The 22279-nt window shown below is 61.2% G+C and carries 18 protein-coding genes and 1 pseudogene; 8 read left to right on the top strand and 11 right to left on the bottom strand.

Annotation, left to right across the window (positions count from 1 at the left end; translation table 11 throughout):
- Positions 1-81: 81 nt before the first annotated feature.
- The 6 genes from FHS79_RS16935 to FHS79_RS16910 all read left to right on the top strand — a co-directional run bounded on the left by FHS79_RS16935 (position 82) and on the right by FHS79_RS16910 (position 8554).
- Positions 82-465 carry a hypothetical protein gene (locus FHS79_RS16935; RefSeq protein WP_184202763.1) on the top strand — a complete coding sequence of 128 codons (384 nt, stop codon included), beginning with the start codon at positions 82-84 and terminating at the stop codon, positions 463-465.
- Positions 466-731: 266 nt separating this feature from the next.
- The gene (locus FHS79_RS16930) at positions 732-2900 is read left to right on the top strand and encodes a TonB-dependent receptor (RefSeq protein WP_184202761.1); all 2169 of its coding nucleotides are present in this window, start codon (positions 732-734) and stop codon (positions 2898-2900) included.
- Between the two features lie 2 nt (positions 2901-2902).
- A complete protein-coding gene (locus FHS79_RS16925) occupies positions 2903-3619 on the top strand; it encodes an ABC transporter ATP-binding protein (RefSeq protein WP_184202765.1) in 717 nt (238 codons plus the stop codon).
- On the top strand, positions 3616-5013 hold the full coding sequence (locus tag FHS79_RS16920; RefSeq protein ID WP_184202759.1) for a DUF3526 domain-containing protein: 1398 nt from the start codon (positions 3616-3618) through the stop codon (positions 5011-5013). Before FHS79_RS16925 ends, FHS79_RS16920 begins: the two co-directional genes overlap by 4 nt.
- Positions 5010-6506 (top strand): DUF3526 domain-containing protein, encoded by a 1497-nt coding sequence (locus tag FHS79_RS19370; protein ID WP_184202757.1) that lies wholly within the window; start codon positions 5010-5012, stop codon positions 6504-6506. Before FHS79_RS16920 ends, FHS79_RS19370 begins: the two co-directional genes overlap by 4 nt.
- Entirely contained in the window at positions 6488-8554 is a 2067-nt protein-coding gene (locus FHS79_RS16910; RefSeq protein WP_184202755.1) for a TonB-dependent receptor domain-containing protein, read from the top strand. The genes FHS79_RS19370 and FHS79_RS16910 overlap by 19 nt, the downstream gene beginning before the upstream one ends.
- Before the next feature lie 60 nt (positions 8555-8614).
- Here the strand turns inward: FHS79_RS16910 and FHS79_RS16905 are convergent, their stop codons facing one another.
- The 6 genes and pseudogenes from FHS79_RS16905 to FHS79_RS16880 form a co-directional block, all read right to left on the bottom strand.
- Entirely contained in the window at positions 8615-9901 is a 1287-nt protein-coding gene (locus tag FHS79_RS16905) for a PepSY-associated TM helix domain-containing protein (protein ID WP_274603680.1), read from the bottom strand.
- Between the two features lie 4 nt (positions 9902-9905).
- Positions 9906-12062 carry a TonB-dependent siderophore receptor gene (locus FHS79_RS16900; protein WP_207792412.1) on the bottom strand — a complete coding sequence of 719 codons (2157 nt, stop codon included), beginning with the start codon at positions 12060-12062 and terminating at the stop codon, positions 9906-9908.
- Positions 12063-12632: 570 nt separating this feature from the next.
- Positions 12633-13988 carry a DUF3526 domain-containing protein gene (locus FHS79_RS16895; protein WP_184202749.1) on the bottom strand — a complete coding sequence of 452 codons (1356 nt, stop codon included), beginning with the start codon at positions 13986-13988 and terminating at the stop codon, positions 12633-12635.
- Entirely contained in the window at positions 13989-15407 is a 1419-nt protein-coding gene (locus FHS79_RS16890; protein WP_184202747.1) for an ABC transporter permease subunit, read from the bottom strand.
- Positions 15404-16129, bottom strand: coding sequence for an ABC transporter ATP-binding protein (locus FHS79_RS16885; protein WP_184202745.1), 726 nt, complete (start codon positions 16127-16129; stop codon positions 15404-15406). Before FHS79_RS16885 ends, FHS79_RS16890 begins: the two co-directional genes overlap by 4 nt.
- Before the next feature lie 269 nt (positions 16130-16398).
- Positions 16399-17120 (bottom strand): annotated as a pseudogene (locus FHS79_RS16880) (transposase); the annotation flags it as partial.
- Here FHS79_RS16880 and FHS79_RS16875 point away from each other — a divergent pair.
- On the top strand, positions 17083-18240 hold the full coding sequence (locus FHS79_RS16875; protein ID WP_184202743.1) for a DUF7986 domain-containing protein: 1158 nt from the start codon (positions 17083-17085) through the stop codon (positions 18238-18240). The pseudogene FHS79_RS16880 and the gene FHS79_RS16875 overlap by 38 nt on opposite strands.
- 88 nt (positions 18241-18328) lie before the next feature.
- On the opposite strand, the gene FHS79_RS16870 is transcribed toward FHS79_RS16875, so the two are convergent.
- The 5 genes from FHS79_RS16870 to FHS79_RS16850 are packed head-to-tail and all read right to left on the bottom strand — an operon-like array spanning position 18329 to position 21827.
- Complete coding sequence (locus FHS79_RS16870; RefSeq protein WP_184202741.1) at positions 18329-19141, bottom strand: HoxN/HupN/NixA family nickel/cobalt transporter; 813 nt, start codon at positions 19139-19141, stop codon at positions 18329-18331.
- A 22-nt stretch (positions 19142-19163) separates the two neighbouring features.
- Positions 19164-19340, bottom strand: a complete 177-nt coding sequence (locus FHS79_RS16865; RefSeq protein WP_184202739.1) for a DUF1289 domain-containing protein — start codon at positions 19338-19340, stop codon at positions 19164-19166.
- The gene (locus tag FHS79_RS16860; RefSeq protein WP_184202737.1) at positions 19337-20371 is read right to left on the bottom strand and encodes a WD40 repeat domain-containing protein; all 1035 of its coding nucleotides are present in this window, start codon (positions 20369-20371) and stop codon (positions 19337-19339) included. The genes FHS79_RS16865 and FHS79_RS16860 overlap by 4 nt, the downstream gene beginning before the upstream one ends.
- Complete coding sequence (locus FHS79_RS16855; protein WP_184202735.1) at positions 20371-21339, bottom strand: CobW family GTP-binding protein; 969 nt, start codon at positions 21337-21339, stop codon at positions 20371-20373. The genes FHS79_RS16860 and FHS79_RS16855 overlap by 1 nt, the downstream gene beginning before the upstream one ends.
- Positions 21336-21827, bottom strand: coding sequence for a Fur family transcriptional regulator (locus FHS79_RS16850; RefSeq protein ID WP_184202733.1), 492 nt, complete (start codon positions 21825-21827; stop codon positions 21336-21338). Before FHS79_RS16850 ends, FHS79_RS16855 begins: the two co-directional genes overlap by 4 nt.
- 180 nt (positions 21828-22007) lie before the next feature.
- On the opposite strand from FHS79_RS16850, the gene FHS79_RS16845 reads away from it, so the two are divergent.
- A partial coding sequence (locus tag FHS79_RS16845; protein ID WP_184202731.1) for an IS66 family transposase occupies positions 22008-22279 on the top strand: 272 nt, incomplete at its 3' end.

Raw genomic sequence — 22279 nt, 5'->3', positions numbered from 1 at the left:
TCACGCTGTCATCCATGGCAGCATGATCAACCCGGCCAAGCCGGAGATCAAAGCGGCGAGACCGCGAACCTACACCACGCTGTGGGACACGATCCCGGGTTGGTCGAGCGCCAGCTTTCTGATGTGCGACGGCCGGCGGCGTTGCGGCGGCTCGTGGCGGTGGCGCTGGGGAATTGGTCGGTGTGGGCGGCGAAGTTGGGGCGCGATACCAAGGTGGATATCTCGAGCGCATGGCGGACGCTTGAGCAGGCGGCTGATTTGGGGCTCGTGGTCGAAGTGCCGGGGCAGAAGCGTTCGCGCGGCGATGGCACGCTCTACGCCGCGCCGCCTTGGCTTCGAATGGCGGGGCTGATCTCGGTACGGCGGGGGCGGCCAGCGATGGCGGGATTTGATGCAGGATCGGGCGAGGGGCTTAGGACGGCAATCGCAGAACTGGAAGCAGCCTTGGCAGCGGCGGATACATAGGACATGTATCCATAGTGGGTACCGCAGGAGCGCTTTGGTTTTAAGCATGATTCGCGGCACCGGAAAAACGTACGCCACATAGCCCTGGCAGTCTCAAAACAAACATGTTTGCAGTGGTGTGACGTAATGATATATCCTCCCTCGCATTTTGCTGCTTCAAGCAGATCGTCGTTCGGGGGAATAATAAATTGCATACCAGGCTAACGGTTGGAGTGACTGAAGGATCACGCAGGCGAAATTCAGCGTCGGTAAGTGCAGCTGTTATATTGGGTGTTACCGTTCCCCTGGCAGTATCGGATGCAGCGTTGGCGCAAGCAGCGCCCTCCCAGGAGGAGATCATCGTTACTGGCGTTGCCGATCGCCAGTTGCTGCTCGATGCCAAAAACGGGACCGGAAGCCGTTTAGGCCTGACCGTTCGCGAAACGCCCGCAATTGTCGATATCCTTTCCCAAGAGTTGATGCAGGAGCGCGGCCTTCGCACGAGCGTCGAGGCGTTGAACGCCACCCCCGGTGCAACGTCGGGTGAACTGGCCAGCAGTCCTGGCCAGTTGTCGATGCGCGGCTTTACCGGCGGCGCTATCTCCTTGCTCTACGATGGTGTCCGGCAGACCAACTCGGCGCTCATTATCCGCAATCTGGACAGCTGGAGCTTCGACCGCATCGAGGTTCTCAAAGGGCCTGCCGGCGTTCTGTATGGTGAAGGTTCGCTTGCAGGCGCGGTCAATCTTGTGCCCAAGAAGCCACGCTTCGGTCAGGATGCCTACGCCGCGACTGCGGGCTATGGTAGCTTCGACACCGCTCGAATTGGCGTCGATGCAAATATCGTTCTTAACGACAAAGTCGCCGTTCGCGGTGTCAGCAGCTTGAACCGGACAAGCGGCTTCATCGACAATACAGGAGCGCGTTTTTTTGCAACAACGCTGTCAGCCACCTTCAAACCAACGGACCGACTATCAGTCGAGCTTGCTGGCGATTACTTCGGCGACAATTTTAGCACCGCCTATTGGGGAGCACCACTTGTCCCGGCCGCCGTCGCGCGCGACCCGAGCGGGCTTGTCACAACCTCCGACGGCTTTGTCGTCGACAGGGCACTACGAGACAAGAACTACAACGTAACCAACGCCGACCAAGGATCGGATGCTTGGTGGCTCCGCTCGCGCGTGACTTTCGAGATCTCGGATACGCTAACCTTCACCAATGAGCTCAGCTATTATGATGCAGATCGCCGCTTTCGCAACTCAGAGGTTTATACCTATGCTGCGCCGACAGCTGCGTTTCCGAACGGATCTTTCCGGCGGAGCACGACGCGGATCGATCATGACCACCAGTTTTTTGTGGAACGCGCGGTGCTGGCCAGCGACACGCAGATTGCCGGTCATCGCAACCGACTGGTCATCGGAGTCGAATATAGCCGAAGCGATTTCGACTCTGTGCGCCGCTTCGGCAACACTACTGCAGTGGACCTCTTTGAGCCTGCGCGGGGAACATTCGCCGCACTTGACGATACAGCCGCCAACTTCCCCGGTGCCGGCAACCGCGCAAACTTCGACTCGCGCACTACGATAACGTCGGTGTTTGCAGAAGAAGCGTTCAACCTGACGCCGAGCCTGCTTCTGGTCGGCGGCGTGCGTTACGACCACATAAATCTAGAACGCAGTGTCGAGGATCTTAACGCGGGTACGTTCACGCCCTTTTCGCGGACCTACGATCCGATTTCGTGGCGGGGCGGCATTGTCTACAGCCTCGCGCCCAAAGCGCAAATCTTTGCACAGTACAGTTACGCAGTAGCACCAGTTGGCAGTCTTGCGCTCATCTCAGCGACTAATGCACGGTTCAACCTGACTACAGGTCGGTCGGTTGAGGGCGGACTCAAGGCAAGCCTTTGGGACGATCGCTTCGACATCACGCTGGCAGGCTATTGGATCATGCAGGACGATATCATCACACGTAATCCTGACAACACAAATATCGCTATTCAAGGCGGTAGCCAGTCTTCGCGCGGCATCGAACTTTCGACCTCGGCGGCTATCACGAAGCAATTCAGGCTGGACGCCAGTCTCGCCATACTCAATGCGAGGTTCGATACGCTACTCGAGTTAGGCGGGGTCAACCGCGCCGGCAACACGCCGCCGGTGGTGCCTGAGCGCGTAGCCAGCGTTTTCGGCATTTACCGGCTTGTCGACATACCGATCACGCTCTCGGGCGGCATGCGCTATGCCGGTCATTTTTTTACCAACAATGCCAACAGCGTTCGCGTCAGGGATGCTGCTGTCTTCGACGCCGCAATCGGCTACCGCCTGTCTTTCGGCGATATCACGTTGCGTGGCCGTAATCTGACCGACCGGCTTTACGCAAACTGGTTTGGCGGTTCGGCTCGGCAGATCACCCTCAGCGCGCCGCGCAGCGTCGATATCGGCCTGAATGCGAAATTTTGACGATGGATGACGGGGCCGTTCTGGTGCTCGACGCAGTATCAATCAATTTCAATGGCAGACTTACGATCAATAACCTCTCGCTCAAGTTAAAGCCTGGCGAGGTTTATGCCCTGCTAGGCCCCAATGGCGCGGGAAAAACGACCACTCTCAATTTAATCCTTGGGTTTCTTACCCCCGATAGCGGTGCAATCATCATAGATGGGGTCGACGGAATTACGGATCCGACAGGTGCTCGCGCCCGTATCGCTTATCTTCCAGAGACCGTGATGCTCCACCCGGCGCTAACTGCGATCGAGAACCTTCGGTATTTCGCATTGCTTGCGGGCCGAAAGATCGAAGATGCGACAGCGCGTCGGTTACTGTCCGATGCCGGTCTACAAGCCGAGGCGCACGGCCGGCGCACCAGCGATTTTTCCAAGGGAATGCGGCAGAAGGTCGGTGTTGCGATTGCCCTCGCCAAAGACGCCCGGCTTTTGCTCTTGGACGAGCCGACATCGGGGCTCGATGCGGGCGCGGCAAACGACCTGTCCGACATGATCCGAGCCGCCTCGACACGCGGGATGGCCGTGTTGATGGCGACTCACGATCTGTTCCGAGTAAAAAATGTCGCGCATCGCCTTGGTATTCTTCGTGAAGGCCGACTTGTCGACGAGCGCGACGCTGCAGCGATCGGGCCGGTCGAGCTGGAAGAACTTTATCTTGAGAAGCTGACTGCATGATATCGCGCCTTGCCGGCTTCGAGCTTGAGATCATCCGGCGCGATTCCCACGCGTGGTGGTCCCTGCTCTGTCTTGCTGCACTAGTCTTTCTGTCCTTTGCCAGCACTAGCTTCGATGCCGCCCGTGACGATAGCGACAAGCGTGCGGTTGCTGCCGCCGAACGGGCGCGCTGGCTGGGACAGGGCACGAAAGACCCGCACAGTGCGGCGCATTACAGCATCTTCGCTTTCAAGCCATCACCAACGCTTTCCGGGCTCGATCCAGGGATCGGGCCGTTTGTCGGACAGAGCGTCTGGCTCGAAGCGCATCACCAAAATGACTTGCTCAATCGGCCGTTGCAAAATGCCACGTTGCTGCAGCGCGCTGGTCTAGGCAATCCTGCCTCTCTCCTCCTGACGTTCGCGCCTTTGGTCGTTTTCCTGCTCGCCTTTGTCGTCGTCGCGCAGGATCGCGAGCGTGGCAGTTTACGACTGGCGCTCGGGGCTGCGAGCCACCCCTCCGCCATCATTCATGCCAAGGCCTTGGCGATCTGGGGGGCGTCAACCGGCCTGTTGGTACTGCCGGCGGTGGCGGCTGAATTCGTATTGGCGGCTGTCGGCAGCCACTTAAGTATCGATGTCTTCACGCGGCTTTCGCTCTGGTTTGCGCTTATGGCTGTCTATCTCGCGCTACTCTCGGCAATTGGTATCGTGGTTGCGCTTCGCGCACGCGACGCGCGGATTGCGCTCGCGATGCTGTTTGGCTTCTGGATCGTTGCGGCGCTGGTTCTGCCGCGCGCCGGCAGCAGTGCCGCCGATACGGTGCGCCCGCTCCCGTCGAGCCAGATTGTCCGGCAGCAGATGCTAGACGAGGCGGCTGCATATTGGACCGCCGAAGATACGGCGCTGCACAAGGTGCAGCTCTTTACCCAATACGGCGTGACGCGAACTGACGACATACCAAACTTCAGGATGGCTGAACTCGATATGGTCGAACGGCACAGCCATCAGGTCTTTGATCGCATACTTGGCGATTTTTACGAAAAGGTCGCAAGTCAGGACCGCTTGTTCTCGGCCTTAGGCTTCTTGTCTCCAACAATCGCGGTGCAAAGTCTGTCGGCTTCGCTATCGGGAAGCGATTTCAGCCACCACCATGACTTTATCGTGAAGGCCGAAGGCTATCGCCGTGCACTGGTAAACCGCATGAACGCCGATGGTATGGCGCACCGCGCCGAGGGTGACGAGCGTCACACGAACGATGAGCGGCTCTGGGCCCAGATTCCAACGTTTGCCTACACAGCGCCTGTGCTTGGCAGCGCAACCGGTACGACCTTGCCGGCGCTCGGTGCTTTGCTGCTGTGGCTGGTTGGCACGTGGCTGCTACTGAGCGCAACCGCCCGCAGGCTCAGGCCGTGATCGGGCCTCGCTTCGTCGATCTGTTTGTGTGGGAATGGCGGCAGGTCGGTCGGACACCATTGCTTTGGGTGATCCTGCTGACATTGGCCGCAAGCTTTCTATGGGGCGCTGGCAATACAGGTGCCTTCCACAACGCTCAAACGCAGGCCCAGGCCGGAACCCGGGCTGCAGAGGCGGCACATCGGGCGAGTATGGAAAGACGCGCTATCAGTTACCGCGCTCCAGTCACCCCGGATAAACCAAAAGTTCCCTATTGGCAGGATCCCACGAACGTCTCCGGCTTCAGCCAGTACTTCGTTTTCCAGCACGCCCTGAAGCCGCATCTGCCATTGTCACCCCTCGCCGTTGGAATCAGCGACCTTGCGCCCGGACAGTTTGAGGTGAAGCTGAATACAGGCTTTGGCTTCGATGAAAGTTATGATTTCGAAAACCCTCGGGGCTTGGCACTCGGCCGTTTCGACCTTGGCTTTGTGTTGGTGTATCTGTTACCGATCGCCTTGATCTTGGCATTCGGTTTGCTTGTCACCTTCGAGCGCGACCGGGGGATGTTGCAGCTGGTCGCCGCCCAGTCGACCAGACCACAACTTTGGCTCGGTACGCGCATGGCCGCTATCCTTGCATGGATAGCCCCTGTTGTGATGGCCTCGCTTTTGCTGGCGCTCGGGGTTGCAAGCGTTTCGTTTTCTGACGCCTTGCCGGAACTGCTCGCAGCGTTCCTGCTGGTCGGCGGGTATATTTTACTGTGGACGGGAATAGCTGCCCTCGTCCTGTCACGGATGCCGGGCGCCGCCGGCGCGCTCGGTATGCTTGGCGCAATCTGGACAGCCTTGGCGATCGGCCTGCCACTGCTTGGCTCGATTCTCGCCTCAAGCGTGTCCACAGCGCCATCTGGAATTGCCTTTATCAACGCCCAACGGCAAACCAACGATGCAGTACAGACCGACCGCGACGCTATCGTACGGCGTGCCATCGCAGCACGTCCTGACCTTCGCGTTGCGCAGGGTGACGTCGACAAGATTGACCATGCGACACGGCTTACCTTTCTTGTCCCGGAAACCGAGAAGCGACTTTCGCAGTTCCGCGCCGCAACTGCTGCCCACGCCGAACAACAGGCAAGAATCGCGATCGTTGCTGGCTACTTGATACCGCCTATTGGGCTGCAAGCCGGGTTAGCGACGTTGGCAGGAACGGGCGAGGCTCGTCAACGACAGTTCTTAATTCAAGCCCGAGCCTATCAGCTCCGCTTGCGCGGCATCCTCTATCCGCCCGTGCAACGGCAAATCGTAGACCCCACACCCGATAGTGAACCCGCAACGCGTGGGCGACTTAACTTGACCGACCGCAACATCCTGCCGGTCTTCGCTATGACCGATGATTCGCCTGCCACTCGTACTGCTGCGGTTATGCCATTCGCGGTTTGGCTGTGGTTGCTTGGCGGTGTGCTTGCAGCCCTTGGCATCAGGCGCGCCGGCAAATGGCCGCCGGATCTCTGAATTTGCGTGCAGCACTCTATCTTTTCGCAATCGGCGGTTCGACCATCGCCACTGACCCGGCAATGGCGCAGGAGGCGTCAGCTGCAAAGACGTTTGAGGCGCCGCCTCGCTTACCGCTGCCAATGCGCGCCGGACAAAAACCCGATAACGCGCCACCGCTATTGCGTCCGGTGCCGACGACATCCGGTACCGGGCGCTCAGGCGAGAATGCCGTAACTGCAGCCGAAGATGCCTTTGGATTCACCATAGGACGCGAAGCCATTGGCATCTATTCAAGCCGTCAGGTGCGCGGTTTTTCACCGTCGACCGCACAAAACCTCCGGATTGAAGGGCTATACTTCGACAACCAGGCGTTCGTGTCACAACGCCTGGTTCAAGGATCAACGGTCCGCGTCGGTTTTTCAGCGCTTGGCTATCCGTTTCCGGCGCCGACAGGAATCGTCGATTTTGGGCTTAGAAAGCCGGGCAACCAGCGCATTGTCAGCGTCGTCGGCGGGCTTGCAGACTATGCCGCGCCTTTCGTCGAGGTCGACGCGCTGATCCCCTTCACAGAGCATTTGGGAGTCGCCGCCGGGATTTCGGCGGCGCACGAACAGTATTTTGACGGTGCGAACGCGGTCTATCTGCGGGCCGCAATCTCTCCACGCTGGCAACCTGTAGAGGGGGTGGAAATCATCCCATTCGTCAGCATTACTCGCGGACTGGGGGAGGAGACCGTACCGACATTGGTAACGACAGGGAATTTCGCTCCGCCGGAGGTGCGTCGGCGTCGCTACTTCGGCCCCGATTGGGCGAGCAAGGACAGCGCCAACGGCACTTCCGGATTGGTCGCCAAAGTGCGAGTAGGTGATAATCTCGCTCTGGCGTTCGGCGGCTTCCATTCGTTCGTCGCGCTCGATGAAAACTTTGCGGACATTTTCGTGATCGGCGCCGATGCCGGCGCAGTTGAGCGCGTCATTGCTGACCCCGCACAGTATCGCGAAGCCTTTTCCGGAGAGTTTCGGGCCTCGCGCAGCTTTCCCGATGGAAACCGGCTGCACATCGTCCACGCATCGCTACGTGCGCGTGAACGGCGCAACCGCTATGGCGGCACTGCGCCTGCAATTGTTGCCGCCGCGCGTCCGCTCGGCGAAAAGTCGCCGCTTGCACAGCCTGCCGTACATGAGTTTGGCATTCAAAACCGTGACCGCCTCGATCAGGTTGCGGGAGGGGTTGCCTACGAAGGGCGCTGGAAAGGGGTCGGCGAGCTGATCCTGGGCGTCCAGCGTACGCGATTTGAGAAGCGGGCCGCGCTGGCAAGCGGCGCCGAAAGCGCGATCGAGGACGAGTTGTGGCTCTACAACGCTGCGATTGCTGTCACGCCAACCGAACGTATGTCATTCTATGTCGGCTTTACGCGCGGGCTGGAAGAGAGCGGCATCGCGCCCGACAATGCTGCTAACCGGCTCGAGGTGTTGCCGCCGATACGCACGCGCCAAGTCGATCTGGGCATACGTTATCGCCTTGGGGACAGTCTGAGGTTTACGGCAGGTCTCTTCGACGTTCGGAAACCTTACTTCTCCAATGACCCGCAGAACAGGTTTCGTCAGCTCGGGGAAGTGCGCCACCGGGGTGCCGAACTGAGCTTGTCGGGCACCCCGGTAAAAGGACTGAACCTGATTGTCGGCGCGGTGCTGATGGCACCTCGAGTGACGGGGGTTGAGGTCGACGCGGGAGTCGTGGGCACGCGACCTGTTGGGCAAGCTGGCACCATCTTACGTGGCAATCTTGATTATGTACTGCCGTTCGCACCGGGCTGGTCAGTGAACGCAGGGGTGAACCATTCCGGCAGTCGGGCGGCCTCCCGCGACAATATGTTGATCGTCGACGCCTACACCATTGTTGATCTAGGCGCTCGCTACCAGTTTAAGCTTGGCACTAGCCCGGCACAGTTTCGTCTGGCCCTTTCGAATGTCGCCGATACATATTATTTCGACATTAATGGCGCCAACGCTTTTGGCATCACCGACGGCCGTCGCCTCTCGGCATATCTATCAGTGGATTTGTGAGGGGGGATTTTACCGCTGCCGTCGTGTTGGCGATAGCCGCGCGCGACCGGAGCGGGCTTGTCACAACTGGTACTGCGATGCTCGGTGGCGGAATATTCGCGCCGAGCGCTTTCGGGTCCAGATAAGCACGCCGGTGACGCTCAGAACGACGATGCCGAGCCCTACGATGCTCACGACGATGCGCCATGGCAACCCAAGTACCGCGCCGATGTGCAATCCGAAAAGCCAGGTTTCAAAGGTTGTGCGGGCAAATTGTCCGGTCGGCAGTTTGAGATGGACCAGCTGCCCAGTGTTTGCATCGAACGCCGCCCGACCCCCCACAAATCTTGTGTAGACATCACGGTCCGACTGGAACGCATAGATATAGACACCGCGGACGCGATCGAGCCGGAGCCATTCTGCACGGGTCATGACGAAACTCTCGCGCAAACCCGCTTGCGCAACAATCTGCCGCCCACGCTCCCGGGCTTCGGCCCAGTCGAGCCGGGGCTGGACCATGGCCTCGCTTTGTGGGCGCACATCGGCAAGACTCGGCGCGTCCCCGAGTACGACTTTCATGACTGGGGAGTACACTTGCTCAAGATTAAAACCCACACTGGACCATGCGAACACCAGCAGAATTGGCCACAGCCATAGCCCGCCAGCGCGGTGAAGATCAAAATTCAGCTTAGCGCGTGAGGTTCGGCGCACTGCCCAAGCTTTGCGCCAGTGCCACCAGCGCCGAACATGCGTTGCTGGCAGCGTGAGATACCAGCCTACAAAACAGTCGACAGCCCAGATCAATGCAGCGAGGCCAAGGGCCAGTTGTCCCCACTCGCCAGCCGCCAGACTGTAGTGCAGCTTGTAGAGAAACGGCATCAGGTTCACCGTGCCCTGGGTTATGTCACCCCAGGTCCGGCGCCCGCGCTCGGCCCCGGTCACCGGGTCGAGGGCAATTTCGTCAAAATTGAGCGAGGCTGCACCTGGTTTCGGCGAAACGGAAATTATCGCAGTATCGCCGGCCGCGATGTGGAGCGGCACGAAATCAACTTGTCTACCGGTGATCGCTTCGGCACGCGCCCGCAACACCAGTGGATCTAGCCTCTGACCCGATGTTTCAGAAAGCATGAACGATGGCGCCGCGATGCGCTCCAGTTCAGGATAGAAAGCCAGCAAGGAGCCCGTGCCGCCTGCGACGATGAGGAACAACGCAATCGTTAGGCCCGCCCATCGATGGGCGAGAACCCAGAATTGCCGATCCGATGGCCTCAGGGACCGAGACTTGTGATCCGTACGCGCGCTCGCAGATGCCGAATTCAGCGATCCAATCGCTCGTAGAAGCCACGTCGGAAAGCTTGCGGGCTTCATGGCGTCAGAACTCGGTGGTCAGTGAGAAGATTGCCGCGCGAGGCGCGCCAAACAGAAATTGGCCGAAGGCTGTGCCTTCGATGAAGTCGTTGTTCGTGACGTTGCGGACGTTGAGCCGCGCCGAAATCTTTTGATCACTGAGATTGAAGCCATATCGAACCCCAAGATCGAGGCGGACATAGCCGTCGACTTTGAAGGTGTTGGTGTCGTTCGCAAAACGGTCCCCCGTGAAGTACACGCCGCCGTTTACTGCCAGTCCGTCGACCATTGGAAGCTTGTAATCGACATATAGATTGAACTGGACACGCGGAACGCCGCTTGGCCGGTTGCCATTCACGGCGAGGTTGTTTGGGTTGTTGATCGTGGGATCAAGAAAAAGCGCACCCGCGATCAGGCGCAGTTCAGGCGTGATCTGGCCGGAAAGGCTGGCTTCCAATCCCTTGTGATCTTGATTGCCGATATAATCGAACACATTGGTATCGCTGAGCGTGGCTAAGGGCTGGCTGATGTCGAAATAAGCGATTGTGGCCAGTGCACCCGGAAAAATCTCCGCCTTGACGCCGATCTCGACCTGCCTTGTTCGCGCCGGATCGAGGAAAATTGCAGGGTTGCTGAAGTTTGCGGCAGTTTGCGGTATTTGAACGCCGGTGGTGATCCCTTCGGCATAGCTGCCGTAAATCGTGAGCTTGTCATTTGGCTGGATCAGAATGCCGATGTTCGGCGATACAGCATTGTCCTGATAGGTCTTTACGCGCGGTTGGTCTGCGGCCGGCTGCTCTTCGTTCTGTTGCTCGGCGTAGCGGACCGCCGCAAATATCTTCAGCCAGTCAGTGACGGTAACAAGATCGGATACGAAGACCGCCTTCTGTGTGAAGACCAGAGCGTCAACGACCGGGCTGACAACCAGGTCAGACGGAGCCGGTCGCGGGAGTGAGATGGGATTGAAGATGTTCGATAGCCCGACGTTAGGCTGCGCGGAGACCCGCGAGAAACGCAGCGGATTGCGGCTGTAGGCGCCGCCAACCGCAATGTCATGACCAAGGCCGAAGGTCTGAAACTCGCCTGTAACAAAGACTTCAGTCGAGAAGGGATCGCGGATCTGGTTCGGGCTGAAGAAAATACGCGAGTTGAAGTCGCCATTGGCGCGCAGCGACCCCGGGGCAATGCCGACCCCCTGCTGGTCGCGCTCGAGCCGCATTTGTTGCGCGCGTGCCTGAAGGGTCCAACCACCGGCAAACTCCCATTTGAGCCCCGCCGAGCCGATGACGTTCGAAGTCGGGTACGTTCCAAAGGCCTGGCCGATGAAAGTCGTTTGATCATAGCGGTCGAGCAGATCGAGACGTTGCGCCGGTGTGAGCGATGGCGCAAACGCCCCGATTGTGATCGCGGCCTGCTGCTCGAGATTGCGATATTGATATTCGGCCTCGAGATCGATCGTCAGCCGATCGGTCGGCTTCCACTCCAGAAGCCCGCTGACCATTATGCGCGGTCCTGAAACGCCGTTGACGAACGTCGCCTCGCGCGCCGTGACAGCATTGAGCCTGATCCCGAAATCATCGCCGATCGGCCCACCGATATCGAGATGAATGCCATAACTGCCAAAACTGTCACCGAACGCTTGTGCGAAGCGATAAGGTTCCGCGGTCGGTCGCTTGAGCACATAATTGATGACACCGCCCGGGGGTGTGAATCCATATCGTACCGACGTCGGCCCCTTGATGATCTCGACCGCGGCCTTGTTTTCGAACGGATTTTGCACCTGATTCTGGAAGATCAATCCCTCGCGACGGTAGCTTGTCGAGTTGTCGAGATTGTAGCCGCGCACATTGACCGTATCGTTGAAGCCCGGCGGGCTGCTGACGATCGTGGAAGGGTCATTTCTGGCTATATCGCCGAGCGAGCGCACCTGTTGATCGATCAGCAATTCCTGAGGAATAACCGTGACCGAAAATGGCGTATCGAGCACAGATGTTTCGCCAAAGGTCCCGCCTGCCTGGGTCCGGGACGTGTAGCCTTGCTCGCGCACTCCCGTCACGATGATCTCCTCAGCGTTCGCTGTTTCGAGATTCGCGTCGTCGGTGGCTGCGCGCGCCTCGGCGCCTACGATTGCCGGCACGATCAGGAGAGACGTTGCCAGCATCGCGTGGCGGAACCGAAACATCGGGACAAAATTCACTGGGACCCCACCGCCTGCTAATCATTCGCAACTGCAGCTAGCGTGTTCGCACATGCGAATCAACCGCAATTGTCACCGATTTCGTCGGGCGGCCTGATAATTATTATCAGTCGCAATCCGCGCACGTCAGCAGGTCGTGTCTGTCCCGATGCTGCAAGCGCACAGCGACCGGAGCGGCGATCTGGCCAGCGGTTGGCATCGAGGCCAGTGCCTTCACAATGGGCTGTGGATCGGCGTTGCAGCGAGACCCCATCAAGTCTGCGGCAAGCTATCATGATAACGACAGAATTTCTTGCAGCACGGGGTTCCTATCGGCGCAGATCGGGACCGGCTTGCAGCGATCTGTTTCCAGATGATTTCATAAGATTGCGCCATAAATCCGGGAACCCGTTTCGACGGCGGTCCACATCGTTTGCCTGACGCACGGCATTTTCAGCGGCGCGTTGTCCGGTGGCTACCGTTAAATCAGCCGGACGCAACGATCCGCCTGCGGGGCAATTGGTGCCGATCCCGGTGCGGCGAAGGCGGCTGCAAGCAATGCTGCAACAGGGGTGCTCAATCGAGCCTGATCCCGGAGAACCGCCTCGCCGCCAGCAGACCGATCGCCGAGCTGGCGGCAGCGAGGTAGATTATCGCCGCGAAAGGCGCCGGCTGCGGCGGTGGCGGGCTGTAGCGGGGCAGCGCGGCATAGGCGGCGGTGGTGATTGCGGTCCCATCCTTCGCAAGCTGAATCATCGGTGCCTTCAGCGCCTGGACATAAGCGGCAGCGCTGCGCCGGAAAGCGAGCGCGCTCGCGCTGTCGGTTCCGGCGCTGATGGCGAGCGCATCTGCGGCGATCCGCGCCGGGGATAGCAGCGAAAGGGTGGCAACCGCTGTCTGCTGGCGCTCGAGCCGGTCATCGAACGCCTGATTGATCGGGGTGACCGCGGCTTCAACCGAGGTGCCGATGGCGACGCTGCGGCGCAGATCGGCGATGGCGCCGGCCACATCGCCTGCCGGCGGCTTTTTGTGATCATTGTCCCAGGCCGATGTCGCAGCGATCTCGGCGGCACGGGCGGCGGCGATCTGTTCAAACCGCGATGGCGGCGGATAGGCGATCTGGGCAATGGCGGTGATCAGCGCCGGCAACACCAGCGTCACCAGCGCCCAGGCCGAGACCAGCGCCAGCGCCGCCGTTTCAGCAGTGATGCGAAGGGTATTGGCGAAAAGAATGATGGCCCACCACAGCGCTAGGTAAAGGATCACGACAAGACCCCAAGAGAGCGCCGAAGTCGCGCGGCCCGGCACCGATGGTCCTGCCATCAGCAGCCAGCCCAGCGCCAGCAAAAGCGGCGCGATGACGAGGACAAGACGGGGCAGTGACCGCGCCAGCAGCAGCCGGCCCGGCCCGCCGGCCTGCGCCAAGACGAGCCGGGCCGTGCCACTGTCCCTATCGGCGACGAAGACGCCATGGCCGAGGCCGATCAGCAACAGCGGCGCGATGATGATAGCGACAAAACCGAGATCGAAACTGCCGCGCGCCAGCAATTCGGGGTTGCCGAGCTGGGTCCGCTTGAACAGCGTGTCGGCACGAGCGCGAAGATTTGCGGTGGTTGCGTAGCTGTCAAAGCCGGCGCGGCCGGCGCTGGCGTCGAGCAGCGGCGGTAATGGCGCGGCGATGCCCATGTTGATGCGAAACGGCAGGTAGATTGCGTCGGTCGGCTCCATCGGCTCGGCAAATTTTTCGGCGATGGCGGCCTCGGCCTTTGCCGTTTCCGCGGCGGCAGCTTCGCGCCCGGCCTGTTGTGCCGTCAGCAGCGCCCGGCCGTTGGCGACTGCGAGGCATGCCGCAAGGAAAATGACGACAAGCGCGATGACAGCGACGATATCGCGCCGCAGCTGCCGGGTTTCGATGGCGATCAGATCGAGCATCTAGACGCCGCCCCGCACCAGACGCCGCGCAGCGAGGCCCAGCAATGCGAAAGCCGCCACCGCCCAACCGACTAGCATCAGCAGGTCGGGCATGACCGGAATCAATGTCGGCCCCAGCGCCGGCGCCGCCCAGGCGAAATCACGGGTCCGCTTCCACAGATCGTCTCCAGCCAGATAGTCGAAATCCTTGCCCCTGCCATGCAGCGCCATGTCCATGTTGAGATCGTGGATCATCTGGCGACGATGCGCTTCCGCCGCGTTCTGGAACGCCAGTTGGTGCGCGGTATCGGTGCCAGCCAGCGCCATCGAGACGTTCTGAAGTGGCAGCAGCGGCGACAGCAGTCCGGCAAATCGCAGCACCCGGCGCTGACCTGCATAAAGATCGGCCAGTGCGCCATAGTGGCGATCGAACACGACATGGCCGTGGCGCTCGCTCTCGTCGAGGCGCAGGCCATCGAGGCTGACCGGCAAATCTTCGACCCGGGCGACGCCATAGCGCTTGGCCATCGCCTGCCCAAAGGCCTCGGCGTCCTTGCCTTCGAAAGGATCGGGCTGTTTCTTCAGGTCATCTGCCATCGCCGCGAAAAAGCCATCCGCCGTCGGCGTTGGATGCGCGAGTTCGGCAAAGCCGGCACCGGCGCGCGGTACGATCATCACAGCGACCAACCAAAGGCCGATAAGGATGAGCAGTGCCTGCGACGCGGATCTGGCCAGAGCCGAGACGGCAACGGCGAGGGCGGCGATGATGGCAAAGAACAGCGCATAGGCCGTCGCCCACAGCAACAAGCGGATCGGATCGGCCGGCCCCGCCAGCAAGGCTGCCGCCAGTGCCGCTATCAGCACCGGGAGCACCAGCAAGGCGGTGATCCGCGCGAGGCCCGATAGCTTGTCAGGAATGATGCTGGTCGGAGCCGCGCCGTTGGCGAGCATCAGCCGCAAGGTGCCGCGCTCCCGCTCTCGCGCGACGACGCCGGCGCCGATGACGAAAATCAGCAGCGGCACCAGCATCTGCAACACCCATGCGGCGCTGAACTGGCCGAGATCGAAACTGCTGGCTGCGTCCTCCACCGGGCGAGCGCGCGCCGGATTGCGGCTGTGTGCTTCCATCCACACGGCGCTGCCGGCATAGGGGGTTACCCCTGGATCGAGCACCGCCAACGGGGTGAGCGGGCGCAGCGCCCAGGTCGCGAAATGGGCGACGCTATGCGGATTGCGCGCGCCTTGGGATTCCCACGTAACGCGGTCGCGGGCAATGGTTGCAGCGCGGTCGGCCTCATGCGAGCGGACCTGCGCCAACGCGGTGACAACAGCGGCAAGCGCGATCAGACCGACCATCATCGCCATGAGTAACAGCCGGCGATCCCGAACGAATTCGCGCCAGTCTTTGGCTGCGATCCCGCTGATTGTCGCGGAAGTCATGCTGCGCGCTCCGCCATATGGGTGAGATAAAGCTGTTCAAGCTCGGGGCCGGTCAGGCTGGCGGGATCGATATTGTCGACCATCTGGCCATGCCGCATGATGCCGATGCGGGTCGCGATGTCCTTGGCGCGGAAGATATCGTGGGTGGAGACCAGCAGCGCCGTGCCGCCGGCCGCTGTCTCGCGCAACACCGCGACCAGGTCGTTCGCGGCGGCAGGATCGAGCCCCGATACTGGCTCATCAAGCAGAATCGCCTCGGCACCCTTCATCAGCGCGATGGCGAGTCCGAGTTTCTGGCGCATGCCCTTGGAGAATTCGCTCGCCGGTCGGTCAATGGCACCGGCGGGAAATCGCAGCCGTGCAAGGATCGCATCGCGGCCAGCGAGATCAACGGGCCGGTCGGCAAGGCTTGCGAAAAAGGCGAGGTTCTCGGCGCCCGAAAGACTTGGATAGAGGCTGACGACCTCAGCGACATAGCCGAGCGCGGCGCGTGCGGCGGCGGCATCGGTTGCAACATCATGGCCAGCAACCAGCGCCTGGCCCGAAGTTGCTGCGGTAAAGCCCAGAAACAGGTTGATAGTCGTGGTTTTGCCGGCGCCATTGGCGCCAAGCAGACAAAGCGTTTCGCCAGCCGCTACTGCGAAATCGAGTCGATCAAGCGCCAGTACGTTACCATAACGCTTGGTGAGGGCGCGGGCTTCCAGGGTCGGGTGCTTCCTCATCCGCAATTTGACTCCGTCTCGGACAGCCAGCAAGCGACTGCTTCCGATTCTCAATGAGATCAAGTATCACAGGTTCTAGCCGAGTGATTTTGCGGCCGCAAGGCCCGAAGCTTAACCCGTCATGACGCTTACCGGATGAGCCCGAGATCAGGGTTTCGCGGGCTGGCGGCGGGATTTTGACTCGGGTGTTGATGGCGCCTTTTGTGCGCGTTGATCTGAGCTTGCGGGTTGCGGTTTCGGGGGCTTGGTCGACGGCACGGCCGCGCCGGTTACGGGCTGGCCATGCGCAGCGTGATGGCGGCGGCTTTGAAGATCGCGGCACCGGGACCGGCGCTGGCGAAGGCGATGCGGATGCTACTGGCGGTCTCGACGACGCGGGCGGCGACCTTGATCAGCCGGGCTCGCAGCGTGGCGGACTCGGCGTTGCGCAGCGCGGTGGTTGCCGGGATGGCTTGGCGCAGCTTCCACATCAACCATTAGGCAGCGGTGTGGAGGATGAGGCGCATCTAGTTGGCGTTGGCAGAGCGGCACTAGGTGCGGTCGCTTTTGAGCTGCGCCTTGTGGAGCTTGATGAGATTTTCGGCCTGACCCCGGGCGCAGTAGAGGGTGTCGTAGATGTGCTCGGCACTGCCGTTCTTGAGTGAGGTAACGACTAAGCGGATGTCGAGCCCGAGTGTACTTGCCTCGATACGCGCCACCACCCGGCGTTTGTCCGTTCCCCAGGACTTGGCGCCGTAACGGGTCTCAGCGGAACGGCGAAGTTCGACCAGTTTGCGCTCCTTCCGGTCGGTGGCGCAGGCATCGCCCTGGGTCACGATGACGGGATCGGCATGCAGCATCAGGTTGCCGGGAAGGCCGAACACATAGTCGATGCCGTTCGCCTCGCACCACGCCATGATTTCGGGGCGAACGGAATCGACGGATCAGAATGGCGGATATGCCTGGCCATCTCGGTGCCCGAGGGCGTCTTGCCTATCCGCAGCAACATTGCCGACGACTATCTCAAACGCCGCGGGTGGAACGACGCCGGGCCAGCAAAGCTGTATATCCGGGCGCTGCGCTCTTCGGTGATGAGCCTCTACGAAGTCAGCGAGATCGAGCCCGGCACGGGGTTCCTGGCGCGCGACCTGATCCGCGGTGGTGAGCCGGTGCGGATCTCGGAACGCAGTGCGTCGCAGTCGCTGAAGACCTGGGACCGGATTGGCGCGCGGGTGGTGACCGTGGGGAGCAAGCACGTTTTGTCGGGCGGCGTGCTGTCGTTCAATATCGAGGCGTCGGACACTCTCATTGTTGCCTTGTCCGACGCCCCGGGCAAGCGCCGCTCCCGAGCGAAGCCGGCTTTTGATGACGAGACCTTGCGCGCGTTGGCGCCGCTGATCTCCACCGTCTGGCTGTTCGATACGATCCCGCGGGCGCTCGGTCCGGCGGTACCGGTGCTCCACAACAACGACGGCGAGGAAGTCGTGTTTCACCGTGTGCGCTTCCCATTCACGCGTGGCACGACACAGGCGCTGATTGGCGAGCGGCTCGACGCCGTCTCGGTGTTGAACCGGGAGAACGCGCAGTTCTGGAACTGGCTGGGATCGAAGTCGGAAGGTGGCGGCAAGGTAACGGGCCGCGGCACGTCGGGCGTGATGATGCCCGACGGCACACGTCTGCTCGGAACCATCGAGCTGAAAGGCCGCGCCCTCACCCTTGCCGTGACATCGGCCGAACGCGCGGCCCTTGGCCGTGCGCTGATCACAGACGCCCTCGACAACCTGGTTGGTTCGCCGCTCACCGAAATCGAGACGGTCGAGCAGGCGCTGGCTGCGCGCCGCGAAAACCCCCGCGAGCGGGAGTCGGCCATCGCGCCCGAGATTGCCACACCCCTCGTCCATAGCATGCTCGATCGCCAGTATCGCGCTTTGCTCGATGAACCCGTGCCGATGCTCGGCGACGTCAGCCCTCGTGCCGCTGCCCGCACAAATGCCGGGCGCGATCGGCTTGCCGCATGGCTCAAGCACCTCGAAAACATGAGTGTAAGGCAAACCGATCCAGACGATCCGATGGCCACCTACAACTTCACCTGGATGTGGCGCGAACTCGGGGTCGAAGGCCTACGACGCTGATAGGGCGCTACCGTGAATCCATGTCCCAATAATGCACTGATCCAATATTAATCTGGCCTTCGCCGCCTGGCTCTTGGCCAGCCCAAGGTCAGCTGGCGGCATCAGCAGCTACCCGTCCGGCGCGCCGCCGCATAGTCAGTCCAACGCTGATCACCAGCAGCGCACATCCCGCGCCAAGCGCGCTAAAGGCTGCATCCGGCAACTCGTACTCGGGTAAGTCAAGCGTCAGCAGGGCATAGCCGGCCATGCCGAACGACAACGCCACGACGACCCAACCCACCGCGCGGCGGTACAGCTGGACACGGCCCGGGTCGCCGCGCTCCGCGATGAGCCGCGTTACGATCAAGCTATCGATGGTGTCGGTCAAAATCATGCCGAAGCCAAAGGCGAGCGCGACCCATAAAGCGCCTTCAACGCCGCTCCCCGCTGCTGCAGCCGCCCCCCAAGCAGCTGCCTGTGTTGCGGTGTCGAACACCAAGCCAAAGATCATGCCGACGCCGACAATGGCAAGCGGATGGGTGCTGGCCCGCAGCGCACGCGGCACCAGACCGACGCGCCATCCTAAAGGTTGGTAGACCGGTCGTCGCAGCGCGATCAGGTTGCGGACGCCAACGAGAAGCAAAAGGCCGAGCACAGCCCAATCGACTGCCACGGCAATCCATGCGGGCCACACAATCTCGCTAGTGAGCAGCGCCACACCGATCGCGACGACCGCGACCGACAGGCTGTGGCCGATCGCGAACAATGTGCCCGTCCAGCGCGCCCACGCCGGCCGTTCGTCAACAGATTGAAACGTGAGATTGTCGATAACGACGATGTGATCGGGGTCGAACCCGTGTCGGAGCCCGAGGAGAAAAATTAGAACGAGCGCTGACGCATCGTAGGTTGCAACATTGGTCACTTGGCGGCCTCGTCAGAACTTTTCACGCGCCGCGCTCGGCCAACCGGGCGATACGGCGCGGTAGATCGGCCGCGATGCGCTGCAGCGCAAAGGGCCGCGCTTTCTTCCACGCACGGCATTCGGGAAGCGTTCGCCCGCAACCGTTGCACCAACCGGTCGCAGCATCAAAAATGCACACATCGATGCACGGCGACTTCATGCGCGCACCTTCATATCGAGCAGGCCGGCGCCGCCGTCTTCGTCGCCCCAAGCGAGCATCGTGCCCGCGTCATTCCAGGCAAGCGCGCTAACGCCAGCACCGCTCGGCTCGTCGACTATTATGAAATTATCGTCGTCAATTCTGGCGAGTACGACTGCACCATCGGCATAGCCAACAGCGAGGATGTCTTGCGCCGGATGGAACGTGACCGTCGTCACCAACGCTCCGCGCGCGCCGGTAAGGTTGGGCTTGCGCCCCATCGGGCCGGTTTTCCCATCGAACGGCCACAGGATCACCCGGGCATCGCCGCTGGTCGCCAACCATTTGGCACGCCGGTCCCATGAAAAGCTGCGCGTTTTGGCGCGGTAACCGCTCATCGCCATGTCGGCGCCAATCGGCAGCCGCCAACCGTGAAGCCCGAGTTCTTGGGTTGCGGTGACGAGATAGCCGCAATCGGGGCTGAGCGTGCAAGCAAGGTGGGAGCCTGCCCACTTCAATGCAAACCGGCTACTTTGCGCCGATTTGGGGTAAAGCAGCGCGGCACCGCCATAGTGCGAAACAGCAAGCCGAAGCCCTTTCGCGTCAAGCGCAATGCCGCCGACCGTCGAAGGAAAAGCGTAAGAGTGCGAGGGCTTGACAGCGCCGGGCAACCAGACGGTGGCGACAGCCCCCGCGGCAGCGACGATCAACTTCGAGCGCGCGCTCGCAGCGATCCCGCCGACCCAGTCGCGCCCGAAAGCGCCGAGCTCGGTGACCGTGCCATCCCCGCCAACGCGCAATACGCGCCCGTCATCGCCGCCGCTCAACAACGCAGCGCCGTCGGGGTGCCGCGCTGCCGACAGGATAACGCCGTGGTGCGCATCAATGCGCACACGCTCTCCATGCACCCCCGCAAACCGCACCGAGCCGTCACCGAGCGCCAAGGCTGCCTCATCGCCCAGCCACACAATTGCTGACACAGGCGCACCCGGCGCCAGTCGCTTGCCATGCGTGTAGACCAGCGGAACCTGTTCGACCGTATCCGCCGACATCAGGCGACGCAGGTCCTGAAACCTTCAGCGAGCGCTGCCTGGTCGAGATTGCGGCCAATGAACACAAGCCGACTGACGCGCGCCTCATCGGTTTTCCACGGCCGCTGCGAGTCGCCGTCGAGCAGCATGTGAACGCCCTGGACGACGAAGCGCTCAGGATCGTCCTTGAAGGCAATGATGCCCTTCAGTCGGAGGATGTCGACGCCTTGCACCGCCACCAATTGCCGAAGCCACGTGTTGAACTGATTGACGTTGAGCGGCGCCTCCGAACTGATCGACACGCTGGTGATGCTATCGTCATGCTCATGATCGTCTTCGCCAAGGAAGTCGGGCTCGATCTCGAGGATGCGGTCAAGGTCGAACGCCCCGCGCTCGAGCACATCGGCGAGCGGTACGTCGCAACGCACCGTCTCATGGACCCGCGCCTGGCCGTTGATCGTGCGCACACGCTGGCGCACTTCCTCGAGTTCCTGCGGCGTGACGAGGTCGGTCTTGTTGATCAAGATCACGTCGGCGAAGGCGATCTGCTCCTCGGCTTCGTGGCTGTCTGCTAATCTCAATCCCAAGTGGCGCGCGTCAACTACCGTGACGATCGCATCCAGCATGGACCGAGCGCGCACGTCGTCATCGACGAAGAAGGTTTGGGCGACCGGAGCAGGATCGGCAAGGCCGGTTGTTTCGATAATGATGGCGTCGAACTTGTCGCGGCGCTTCATCAGTCCTTCGATAATGCGGATGAGGTCGCCGCGAACGGTGCAGCAGATGCAGCCGTTGTTCATTTCAAACACCTCTTCATCGGCATCGACGATCAAATCGTTGTCGATGCCGATCTCGCCGAACTCGTTGACAATGACGGCATATCGGCGGCCATGGTTTTCGGTGAGGATGCGATTCAGGAGTGTAGTCTTACCGGCGCCAAGATAACCGGTAAGCACCGTGACGGGTATGCGGGTATCGACTTCGGTCATGTCTGCTCCTTGATGGATTGGGATTCGGCGCAGGTGCGGCACTGGCCCGCGACCTCGACGACCTGATGATGGGGACGAAAACCGAGCGCGCTGGCCTGGCTGGTCAATAGCGCTGCGAGCTGCGGTTGATCGATCGCGGTAACAGCGCCGCAGCCGTCACAAAGGAAGAACATGTCGGAGCCCGGATCGCCGTCACGGGCAACGACATAAGCTTGGCGACTCTCGACGCGGCGGACAAGGCCAAGCTCGGTGAAGAGGAGTAGGACGCGATAGATGCTGTTGGCAGCCATCCGTCGTCCGCCCGCCTCGATGCCGACGCGATCCGACAGATCATAAGCTCCAACAGGCTCGTTTGCGGACCAAAGCGCGCGTAAGACGCTTAGGCGCAATGGGGTGAGCTTTGTCCCGCGCAAGGCGCAGCGTTCGTGGGCGCGCTTCTCCAGGATGGCCCATGAAGATTGTTTCTCACTGGCTGTGCTTACCGACACGCTTCAAAATACCTATCTGCAAACTGGGAGTACGCCACATTATATCATAGCAAGCAAGCCCGGCTAGTGATAGCTTCTCTCGTCAATATGGCAGCGACATCGAGTTTTTACGGTGCCTGCGCGGCGCACGAGCACGGGAACTGGCCCTAGCCGCGAAACGCGCAAAGGCGATGGCTCCCCGTGCTAGGTTCATACCAACGGTTACAGGGTGTATTTTGCGACCTGTTCGGCCTTGATATCAGCCAGGGCGCGCTGATGAACATGTTCAAACGCGCAGCGCCGGTCTTTGCCGCCAGGCGCGACGATGCGCTTGCGGTCTTGCGCCGCGCACAGGTCGTGGCTTGCGACGAGACCGGGATGCGGATCGAAGGTTGCAATGGCTATCAATGGGTCTTCTGCGCGCCCGATGCCGTCGTTCATACTGCCGTATTCAGCCGCGCCGCCCAAGTCGT

Source organism: Polymorphobacter multimanifer (assembly GCF_014205635.1).
GTDB lineage: Bacteria > Pseudomonadota > Alphaproteobacteria > Sphingomonadales > Sphingomonadaceae > Sandarakinorhabdus > Sandarakinorhabdus multimanifer.
The sequence above is the reverse complement of the archived record's forward strand: the minus strand, read 5'-3'. Positions and strand labels throughout refer to the sequence as shown.